This window comes from Acidimicrobiales bacterium (assembly GCA_036273495.1).
Taxonomy (GTDB): Bacteria; Actinomycetota; Acidimicrobiia; order Acidimicrobiales; family JAJPHE01; genus DASSEU01.
On record DASUHN010000270.1, the window covers coordinates 1 to 10,119 of the forward strand.

The window sequence follows — 10,119 nt, forward strand, 5'->3', positions numbered from 1 at the left end:
CCGGTACGCCCGCCCGGTAGATCTCGGGATCGGCCTGCGGGGCCCCGGGCACGTGCACCGACTTGGGCCCCCCCGAGAAGATCACGCCCCTGGGCCGGCGGGCCTGGATCTCGGCGGCGGTGATCGTGTGGGGGACGATCTCCGAGTAGACGTGGGCCTCCCGCACCCGGCGGGCGATGAGCTGGGCGTACTGGGCCCCGAAGTCGACGACGAGCACGGTGTCGAACTCGTCGACCCCGGTCGGGGGCACCGCCGGAGTGGGGTTGGGCTCGGGGACCGGGGTGGAGCTCAGCGCCCCATCCCGACGCCCTGGGACCGCTGGAGGGACTTCCCCTCGGTCTGCAGGGCGGGGGCCACCATGACCTCGGCCTTCTGGAACTCCTTGACGGTCTCGTAGCCGCACGTGGCCATGCTCGTACGCAGGGCGCCGAACAGGTTGAGCCGGCCGTCGTTCTCGTGGGCGGGCCCGAGCAGGACCTCGCGCAGGGTCCCCCGCGGCTCGGTGCGGACCCGGGCGCCCCGGGGCAGCGACGGGTGGAAGGTGGCCATGCCCCAGTGGTAGCCCCGGCCGGGCGCCTCGTGGGCCGCCGCCAGCGGGGAGCCGATCATCACCGCGTCGGCCCCGCACGCGATGGCCTTGGCGATGTCCCCGCCCTTGGCCATCCCGCCGTCGGCGATCACGTGCACGTAGACGCCGGTCTCGTCGAGGTGGCGCATGCGCGCCCCGGCGGCGTCGGCGATGGCGGTGGCCTGCGGCACGCCGATGCCGAGCACGCCCCGGGTGGTGCAGGCGTTACCGGGGCCCACGCCCACCAGCACGCCGACGGCGCCGGTGCGCATCAGGTGGAGCGCGGCCTGGTAGGAGGCGCACCCGCCCACGATCACCGGGATCTCGAACTCCCGGATGAAGCGCTTGAGGTTGAGGGGCTCGACGGTGCGCGACACGTGCTCGGCCGACACCACCGTGCCCTGGATCACGAGCAGGTCGAGCTCGGCCTCGAGCACCGCCTTGGCGTACTGCTCGGTGCGTTGCGGGGTGAACGAGGCGCACGAGACCACACCCGCCTCCTTGATCTCCCGGATCCGCTGGGTGACCAGCTCGGCCTTGATCGGCTCCGAGTAGATCTGCTGCATGCGGGCAGTTGCCTTTTCGGAGTCGAGCTTGCTGATCTCCTCGAACAGCGGCTCGGGATCCTCGTAACGGGTCCAGAGTCCCTCGAGGTTGAGCACCCCCACCCCGCCCAGCCGGCCGATCTCCATGGCCGTGGCCGGGCTGGTGACCCCGTCCATGGCCGCCGCCATCAACGGCACGTCGAACCGGTAGGCGTCGATCTCCCAGGAGATGTCGACGTCCTCGGGGTCGCGCGTCCGGCGGCTCGGGACGATGGCGATGTCGTCGAACCCGTACGCCCGCCGTCCCGACTTGCCGATGCCGATCTCGACCTCAGCCACAATGATCCCTCCCGCGTCCCATCCCCCGAGGTTAGTTCCGGGGGGCCGCCACCAACGGTGTTCCTCGGCCCCTCACCGACGGATCTGAGCGGGATCCGGGCCGAGCCCGGGCCCCTCCAGGACGAGGTCGAGCAGCTCGGTCAACATCCGGGCCGTGGCCCCCCAGACGGTGTCCCCGTCCAGCTCGTACAGGTACATCGAGCGGTCCCCTACGCCGGGCATGGGCCAGATCTCCTCCCGGTAGACGTCGGGATCGGCCAGCTCGGACAGGGCCACGTCGAAGGCCCGCTCGACCTCGGCGGGGTTGGGACGCAGGACGGGCCGCCCCGGGAGCACCCCGACGAACGGGACGATCGAGGCGCCGGAGGACACGGTCTGGAGCGGGGAGAGCTCGCCGATGATCTCGCAGACGGCGGGGTCCAGGCCGACCTCCTCGGCGGCCTCGCGGAGGGCGGCGGCCAGGGGCTCCTCGCCGTGGTCCAGGCGGCCGCCGGGGAAGGCCACCTGGTGGGTGTGGGAGCGCAGGTGGGCGGCGCGGCGTGTGAGGAGGACGCGGGCAGCTTCGCCCGGGGGGTCGGCGAACAGCGCCACCAGCACGGCCGACGGCACCGACGTGGTCAGGGTGGCCCCGTCCCGGGTGGTCCGGGAGGCCCGGCCCGGATCGAGGCCGGCGAAGGCGGCCCGGACGTCGTCGATGGTGATGGGCCGGGCGGGCCACGGCGCCGGCGCGCCGGGACGGACTCCTTCAGGACGGGGGATGACCTGGGGGCCCGGGCGCTTCAAGAGCCGGGCGGACCGGCCAGTGACTCGAGCAGCTCCCGGAGCCCCGCGGTCTTCAGGTTCGACATCACCCGACCGGGCGGGGTCTCCCCCTTCTCCCACTCCATCCAGAGCGACAGCAGCTTGGTGGGATCGGGGGGAGGCCTCTCCGCGCTCATCGGCCCACCGGGTCCCCTGCACCCCGGCTCCTCCGGCAGGCGGGGCCCCAGCCCCGCCGCCGGCCGTTCGTGCTCATGGTGACTACATCATCCCCAGTCCGCCCATGCCGCCCATGCCGCCCATGCCACCCATGCCGCCGCCACCGGCGCCGGCGGGAAGCGGCCTGGGCTTCTCGGGCTTCTCGGCCACCACGCACTCGGTCGTGAGCAGCAGAGCAGCGACCGATGCGGCGTTCTGCAGCGCCGAGCGGGTCACCTTGGCGGGGTCGATGACCCCGGCCTTGACGAGGTCCTCGAAGGCGCCGGTGGCGGCGTTGAGGCCGCTGTTGCCGGACATCGTCTCGACCCGCTGGACCATGACCGAGCCCTCGAGGCCGGCGTTGGTGGCGATCCACCGCAGCGGCTCCGACAGGGACCGGTAGACGATGTCGGCTCCGGTGGCCTGGTCACCGTCCAGGGACGCAACCACCTTCTCGACGGCGGGGCGGGCCCGGACCAGGGCGGTGCCGCCCCCGGCCACGATGCCCTCCTCGATGGCCGCCCGGGTGGCGGACAGGGCGTCCTCGATGCGGTGCTTCTTCTCCTTGAGCTCGACCTCGGTCGCGGCGCCGACCCGGACCACCGCCACCCCGCCGGCCAGCTTGGCCAGCCGCTCCTGGAGCTTCTCGCGGTCCCAGTCGGAGTCGGTGTCCTCGATCTCGCGCTTGATCTGGGCCACCCGGCCGGCCACGTCCTCGGACGATCCGCCGCCGTCGATGATGGTGGTGTCGTCCTTGGTGACCAGCACCCGGCGGGCCCGCCCGAGCAGGTCGAGGGTGACCCCCTCGAGCTTGATCCCGATCTCCTCGGAGACGACCTGGCCGCCGGTGAGGATGGCGAGGTCCTGGAGCATGGCCTTGCGCCGGTCGCCGAACCCAGGGGCCTTGACGGCGACGGAGTTGAAGGTGCCCCGGATCTTGTTGACCACCAGGGTGGCCAGCGCCTCCCCGTCGGCGTCCTCGGCGATGATCAGCAGCGGCTTGCCGGTCTGCATGACCTTCTCGAGGACGGGGATCAGGTCGTGCACGGCGCTGATCTTCTGGTTGGCGATGAGGATGTGCGGGTCCTCGAGGATCGCCTCCTGGCGCTCGGGGTCGGTGACGAAGTACGGGGACAGGAAGCCCTTGTCGAACTGCATGCCCTCGGTGAAGTCGAGCTCCAGGCCGAAGGTGTTGGACTCCTCGACGGTCACCGTCCCGTCCTTGCCGACCCGGTCGATGGCCTCGGCCAGGACCTCCCCGATCGACTGGTCGCCGGCGGAGATGGCCGCCACCTGGGCGATCTCGGTCTTGCCCTCGATGTCGCGGGCGGCGCCGCGGATGGCCTCCACCGCCGCCGCCACCCCCAGGTCGATGCCCTTCTTGAGCTGGGCGGGGTTGGCGCCGGCGGCCACGTTGCGCAGGCCCTCGCGGACCAGTGCCTGGGCCAGCACCGTGGCGGTGGTGGTGCCGTCGCCGGCCACGTCGTTGGTCTTGGTGGCGACCTCCTTGACCAGCTGGGCCCCCATGTTCTCGAAGGGGTCCTCCAGCTCGACGTCCCGGGCGATGGTGACCCCGTCATTGGTGATGGTCGGGGCGCCGAACTTCTTCTCGAGCACCACGTTGCGGCCCTTGGGACCGAGGGTCACCTTGACCGAGTCGGCCAGCCGGTTGACGCCGGCCTCCAGGGCCCGCCGGGCGCTCTCGTCGAAGCGCAGGATCTTGGCGGCCATCGGCTACTTGCCCGTCTTGGCCAGCACGTCGCGGCTGGTCAGGATCAGCAGGTCCTCCCCGTCGATGGTGATCTCGGTACCGCCGTACTTGGAGTAGACGACCGTGTCCCCGACCTTGACGTCGAGGGGGACGAGCTCCCCGGTGTTCTCGGCCCGGCGGCCGGGACCGACGGCCAGGACCTCACCCTGCTGGGGCTTCTCCTTGGCGGTGTCCGGGATGACGAGGCCGGACGCCGTCGTCTCCTCCGACTCGCCGGGACGGACCACGATCCGGTCCTCAAGCGGCTGGAGCTTCATCTCAGTGCCTCCTTGGCGGCTGACTCTTAGCACTCGAACGTTGCGAGTGCTAACGATAGCGGGGGGCACGGAGGCGGGCAAGGGAGCCCCCCGCCCGGCCCCGGCCCCGGGCCCCATCCGGCCCGGATCGAACGACTGTTCGACGTCCCCGGCTGGAGGCGGCGGGGTTCCTACTGTGGCAGCCGGGAGGCAGGAGGGCACCGGCACGATGGCGGACAGGGAGCGATGACTTACCGCGCGAGCCGGGCCTCGACGTCGACCTCGGCCTTCGGTGTCGGGCGGCGGGAGAGCCACGACGCCAGCGACTTCTACGCCCGCTTCGAGGCGCCCGAGCTGTCCACCGACGACTCGGTGGCGGCCCTGCCGGACCTCCCCCAGGGAGAGCAGGCCTGCATCCGGGCCGACGCCCGGCACATGGTCCTGCCGGACGGGCGGCCCCTCCCGGACAACTCCGTGGCCCTGGTCGTGACCTCGCCCCCGTACTTCTCCGGCAAGGAGTACGAGCAGGCCCTCGGGACGGGAGACGTCCCGGGCAGCTACCTGGAGTACCTCCAGCTGCTGCGGGAGGTCTTCGCCGAGTGCAAGCGGGTGCTCGAGCCCGGGGGCCGCATGGCCGTCAACGTCGCCAACCTCGGCCGGAAGCCCTACCGCAGCCTGTCCGCCGACGTGATCCGGATCCTCCAGGACGACCTGCACCTGCTGCTCCGGGGTGAGGTGATCTGGCGCAAGGGAGAGGGCGCCAGCGGCTCCTGCGCGTGGGGCTCGTTCCGCAGCGCCGCCAACCCGGTCCTGCGCGACGTGACCGAGCGGGTGGTCGTCGCCAGCAAGGGCCGGTTCGACCGCGCCAAGGCCGGCGCCGTGCGCCGCAAGCTGTCGCTGCCCCACCGGAGCGAGATCAGCCCCGACGAGTTCATGGAGGCGACCCTCGACGTCTGGAACATCTCGCCCGAGAGCGCCCGCCGGGTGCGGCACCCCGCCCCGTTCCCCCTCGAGCTGCCCCAGCGGCTGATCGGTCTGTACACCTACACGGACGACCTGGTGGTCGATCCGTTCGCCGGTTCGGGGACGACGCTCGTGGCCGCCATCCGGTCCGGGCGCCGCTACCTCGGCTACGACACCGACGCCGAGTACGTCTCCATAGCCCGCGAGCGGGTGAAGGAGGAGGTGCGCAGGAGAGCCGGGCTCCGGGTCGTCGGCAGCCCGGCCCCGGCCGCGGACGCACCCGGGACCTCCGCCGACACGCCCTCCGGCGGACCCGACGACTTCCAGGCCCGCGCCTCCAGGCAGGGAAAGGTGGCCCCGGCGATTGCCGAGGAGCTCCTCGGCGAGGCCGGGTTCAGGATCAGCCACAAGAAGTCGCGCCTGCGCGGCCTCGGCGTCACCGTCGGCTTCATCGCCCTCGACGCCCACGACACGCCCTGGTACTTCGACGTCTCGGGCGCGTTCACGACGACCAGGGGCGGTCTGCTGCGGACCGACGCGGTGTGGAGGGCGCTGGGCCGGGCCAACGTTCTGGTCAACCACGGCCGGACGCCACTCGTCCTTCTCACCTCGCACCTCCCCCGGGCCGGCAGCGAGGGGGACCTGGCCCTGCGGGCGGTGGGCCCGGGCGTCGTCTTCGACGTCATCGAGATGCTCGCCGACGAGCAGCGCAGCCGGCTGGGCGCCTACGCCCGCGGCGGGCACCACCTGGGCCCCGAGCCGGGGTTCTGGAGCGAGAAGGAGATCGGCGCTACTGGAACGCCGGGTGCCAGTTCCGGTCCACCACCTGCCAACAGCTGCAGGCCGGCATGAACTGGTCCACCCGCCAGAACTCGTCGGCGTAGGTGATGTTGGCCCCGGTGAAGCTGTTGGAGGCGAAGCTGTTGGCGCCCCACGGATACGACGGGTCGAACGAACCGGCGGCGTGCAGGCCGGCGGCCAGCGCCGCCCGCTGCATGGCGGGGGCGTGCTGGGCGGCGATCTGGAGCATCCACAGCATGTCGCAGGCCGATCCCCCGGTCCCGACGGGCTGCTGGTAGACCGGCGCCATCCGCGCCGCGCTGAAGATGGCGTTGCATTTGGCGGTGCCGGGGGAGATCGGGTAGCCGGGGGTCTTCTCCTCCCCGTAGCGGTCACCGGTGATGGCCAGAGCGTTGGCGATGTTCCCGTAGTCGGGGTGCTGGTTGCCGTACGACGTGGGCACCACCCCGTCGTCGGGGATCCCCCACTTCGGCTTGAAGCCCTGCTGCTGGGCAATGGTCGTCAGGTTGGAGAAGTCCGCGTTGTCGTTCATCACCGTCACGTTGGTGACCCCCGCCGACTTGAAGGCCAGGATCGCCTGCTCCTGGTCGCTCGGGGTGTCGAACGAGGTGGGACAGCCCACGTCGTGGGCCACGATGGCCGAGCTGGGAACCCCGGCCTGGTGCAACCAGCCGGTGATCTCGGAGTAGAACTCCGGCTCGCAGCTGCGGTACACCAGCCCGAGCTTCTTGAACCCGTTGGCGGCGGAGAAGAAGCCCCGCTGCTGCAGGGCAAAGACGGTGTCCTTGTAGATCACCTCGGCCAGGGTCTTGCTGAACAGGTACGGGTAGAACTGCGACTGCTCCTTGGCCGGTATCGGGGAGCTGGTCATGAACGGGATGTGGCTGGTCAGGTAGCAGGTCGCGATCTGCGGATAGGTGTAGTAGGCCCCGTAGTCGAAGACGAAGAAGGGCTGCGACGAGATCACGTTCTGGCAGGTCTGCTCCAGCTGGCTCTGGTCGACCGGGTCCCCCTGGAAGAACGTCGGGACCAGCTTGCGGCAGGCGATCCCGCCCGACGCGTTGATCGAGTTCACGACCGCCTGGTAGGCCGCCTGCTGGTCGGAGGGGGACTCGAGGCCGAAGGTGCTGTTGGCGGCCGGGCCGACGATGTTGACCAGGATGATCGCCACCTTCATCTGGGTGGCGGTCACGCCGGCGTCGCTGCCCGGCGGCGAGGTGCACCCACCAGCGGCGCGCGGGGCCGACCCGCCCCCGGCCGGGGCCGGCCCACCGGAGGCGGCGGCGCCCGGACCACCGCCCGCCCCGGCCGACCCACTCGGCACCGCTCCTCCTGTGGCCCCCGGGGCGGCGGCGCCCGGGGCTCCGGGGAGGGCCGAGGAGGTGGCGCCCGGGGAGGCGGCGGGGCCACCCGCCGCCGGGGCCTGCGAACCGGAGCTGATCCCGCCGAGCGACCCGCCCGCGGCCACGTCGGTCCCGCCCTGGCCACTCGGAACCAGCAGCCACGACACGACGGTGACGACGAGGGCGGCGCCGAGGAGGGCGGCTACCCGCTCCGGCCACGGCGCCCGCCGGGCCCAAAGGCGAACCTGCTGGAACGGAGTCATCAGCCTGCCCCTCTCGCGGCGGCGCGGGCGGCGGCCCGGCCCGCCCCCAACCAGATGGCGGCCCCGATGAGGAAGGCGAGGACCAGGCCGGCCACGGCCGCCGGACGGGCGCCTCCCGTGTCGGCCGGCGCCGCCGGGACCGGGGCCACACCGGTCGAGCCGGACGCGGCCGCCGGCTGGGCGGACCCGGCCTGGGGCACCGCCGGGACCTGCGGCGCCGACGCGGCCGGAAGGGCGCCGGCGGGGGCCGGGGTCAGCGTGGCGGCAGGATCGACCAGGGCGGGCAAAGCCGAGGACGGATCCCCGGATGCCGGGGTGCCGGTGTTGGGGTCACCCGCGGCTCCGCCGGGAGCAGCGGCTGCTCCACTGCCCGATCCGGTCGCGGCCGGGGCGGGCCCCGACGCCGGGGCGCCGGCCGGACGGACCGACAGCGAGGCCGCCGCCGGCTTGGCCAGCACGACCCGGTCGGTCGGCGTCGTCGGGAGCACGGCCAGTGCCAGGGTTCCGGCGCGGACGAGCTTGGACACGTCGAAGCTGTACTCGTCCCCCGCCGCCGAGGGCTGGGCGGTGACGTTGGCCGAGCAGCTGAAGCTGGGCGCGTCGGACATCGGCCCGCCCTGCTCGGCGTTGATGCCCGCGCCGGACAGCAGACACACCTCGAGGGTGGCGGCGGGTGTGGTCCCGGAGCCGGGAGCCACCGTCAGGGTGAGCGTCCCCGGGCTCTGCCCGGCGGCTACGGGGTAGACGACGGCGCCGAAGGCGGTGGCACCGGCGTCGGAGGCGCCGGTGGTCGAGGCCGGGCCGCCCTCGACCAGGAGCCCGCCCGCGGGCACGTCGGGCGGGGCCGGCGCGGCCGGAGAGCCTTCGACGCTGCCGGGATTGGCCTGGGTCCACCAGCCGGCCTGGACCGGCGCCTGGGCCCAGGCGGTGGTGGCGGCGGGACCGATCAGGAGGGCGCCGGTGGCACCGGCGATGCCGGCTGCGGCCGCGGCGGCGGCCAGGGCCGGCCCGATCCGCTTCGCCCGCCGTCGGCGCCCACCGCCCGGGCCCGGCTCCACCGCATGCCGAAGTGCCGTCATGGCGCCGAGGGGTGGTAGTTGCGGTCGATTACCTGCCAGCAGCTGCAGCTGGGGAGGAACTGGTCCACCCGCCAGAACTGGCCGGCCGTGGTGATGCCCGCCCCGGTGAAGTCGTTGGGACCGTAGGGGAACGAGAAGTCCGCCGACTTGGAGGCCTGCAGCCCGACCCCCACGTCGGACCGGAGCAGGGCCGGCTCGTGGTCGATGGCTCCCTGCACCATCCAGAGCAGGCTGCAGACGATGCCGCCCTGGCCGATGGGCTGCTGGTACACCGGGGCCTGGCCCTTGGCGGCGAAGATGGCGTTGCACTTCTGGGTGCCGGCGCTGGGCGGGTAGCCGGGTGTGCGCTCCTCCCCGTACCGGTAGGTGGTGATGGCGAGGGCGTTGGCGATGTTCTGGTAGTTCGGCTTCTGGCTGCCGTAGGAGATGGCCACGATGCCCTCGTCCGCGATCCCGTACTTCGGGGACAGGCCCTGCTGCTGGGCGATGGTCGTGAAGTTGGAGAAGTCGGCGGTGTCGTGCACGAACGTGACGTTGGTTACGCCCTGCTGCTTGAAGGTGAGGATGGCCTCCTCGAGGTCCCCCGGGCTGTCGAACGAGGTCGGGCAGCCCACGTCGTGGCCCACGATGGCCGAGGACGGCACCCCGGCCTGGTTGAGCCAGCCCATGAACTGCTTGGGCAGATCGGGCAGGCAGCTCGTGTACATGACGCCGAGCTTCTTGAACCCGCTGGACGGGGCGAAGAAGCCGTGCTGGCGCAGCCCGAGGATCGTGTCCTTGTAGAGGTTGTCGTACAGGAACAGGCCCCAGTCGTAGGGGTAGAACTGCTTCTGCTGGCTGAGCGACAGGCCCCCGGTGTTGACGTAGCCGATGTGGGCCTGCGGGTAGCAGACCGCCAGCTGCGGATAGGTGTAGTAGGCGCCGAGGTCGACCACGAAGAACGGCTGGGACTGGATGATGTCGACACAGGTCTGCTGCAGGTTGCTGGTGTCGGCCGGGTCCCCGGTGAAGAAGACCGGGACCAGCTTGCGACACGCCACGCCTCCCGAGGCGTTGATGGAGTCGACGACGTCCTGGACGTCGGCCTGCTGGGTGGCGGGGGAGGGGATGCCGAAGGTGCTGTTGGCCGCCGGGCCGACGATCTGGATGAGGATCACGGCGATCTTGATCTGGCTCGACGTGGCGCCCTGATCGCCGCCGGGAGGTGAGACGCACCCTCCGGCGCCGGCGCCGGCCGGGACCGGTCCGCCCCCG

General features: G+C 72.2%; 10 protein-coding genes. 1 reads left to right on the forward strand and 9 read right to left on the reverse strand.

Annotation, left to right across the window (positions count from 1 at the left end; genetic code table 11):
• The 6 genes from VFW24_11605 to groES form a co-directional block, all read right to left on the reverse strand.
• Positions 1–250: GMP synthase (glutamine-hydrolyzing) (locus tag VFW24_11605; GenBank protein HEX5267409.1), on the reverse strand; the 250-nt coding region annotated here is incomplete at its 3' end.
• Positions 251–288: 38 nt separating this feature from the next.
• Complete coding sequence (locus tag VFW24_11610; GenBank protein HEX5267410.1) at positions 289–1,452, reverse strand: GuaB3 family IMP dehydrogenase-related protein; 1,164 nt, start codon at positions 1,450–1,452, stop codon at positions 289–291.
• A gap of 72 nt (positions 1,453–1,524) precedes the next feature.
• A complete protein-coding gene (locus tag VFW24_11615; protein HEX5267411.1) occupies positions 1,525–2,235 on the reverse strand; it encodes a CoA pyrophosphatase in 711 nt (236 codons plus the stop codon).
• Entirely contained in the window at positions 2,232–2,390 is a 159-nt protein-coding gene (locus tag VFW24_11620) for a hypothetical protein (GenBank protein HEX5267412.1), read from the reverse strand. The genes VFW24_11615 and VFW24_11620 overlap by 4 nt, the downstream gene beginning before the upstream one ends.
• Positions 2,391–2,472: 82 nt before the next feature.
• Positions 2,473–4,140, reverse strand: a complete 1,668-nt coding sequence (gene groL / locus VFW24_11625) for a chaperonin GroEL (GenBank protein ID HEX5267413.1) — start codon at positions 4,138–4,140, stop codon at positions 2,473–2,475.
• Between the two features lie 3 nt (positions 4,141–4,143).
• Positions 4,144–4,437: a co-chaperone GroES gene (gene groES, locus VFW24_11630; protein ID HEX5267414.1), complete on the reverse strand. Its 294-nt coding sequence runs from the start codon at positions 4,435–4,437 to the stop codon at positions 4,144–4,146.
• Between the two features lie 225 nt (positions 4,438–4,662).
• Between groES and VFW24_11635 the strand changes: the two genes are divergently transcribed.
• Complete coding sequence (locus VFW24_11635) at positions 4,663–6,231, forward strand: site-specific DNA-methyltransferase (GenBank protein ID HEX5267415.1); 1,569 nt, start codon at positions 4,663–4,665, stop codon at positions 6,229–6,231.
• On the opposite strand, the gene VFW24_11640 is transcribed toward VFW24_11635, so the two are convergent.
• The 3 genes from VFW24_11640 to VFW24_11650 all read right to left on the reverse strand — a co-directional run.
• Positions 6,170–7,786, reverse strand: coding sequence for a hypothetical protein (locus VFW24_11640; GenBank protein HEX5267416.1), 1,617 nt, complete (start codon positions 7,784–7,786; stop codon positions 6,170–6,172). The two genes, VFW24_11635 and VFW24_11640, sit on opposite strands and share 62 nt — an antisense overlap.
• Positions 7,786–8,865, reverse strand: coding sequence for a hypothetical protein (locus VFW24_11645; GenBank protein HEX5267417.1), 1,080 nt, complete (start codon positions 8,863–8,865; stop codon positions 7,786–7,788). The genes VFW24_11640 and VFW24_11645 overlap by 1 nt, the downstream gene beginning before the upstream one ends.
• On the reverse strand, positions 8,862–10,119 hold a 1,258-nt coding region (locus VFW24_11650), incomplete at its 5' end, for a hypothetical protein (GenBank protein HEX5267418.1). The genes VFW24_11650 and VFW24_11645, both read right to left, overlap by 4 nt.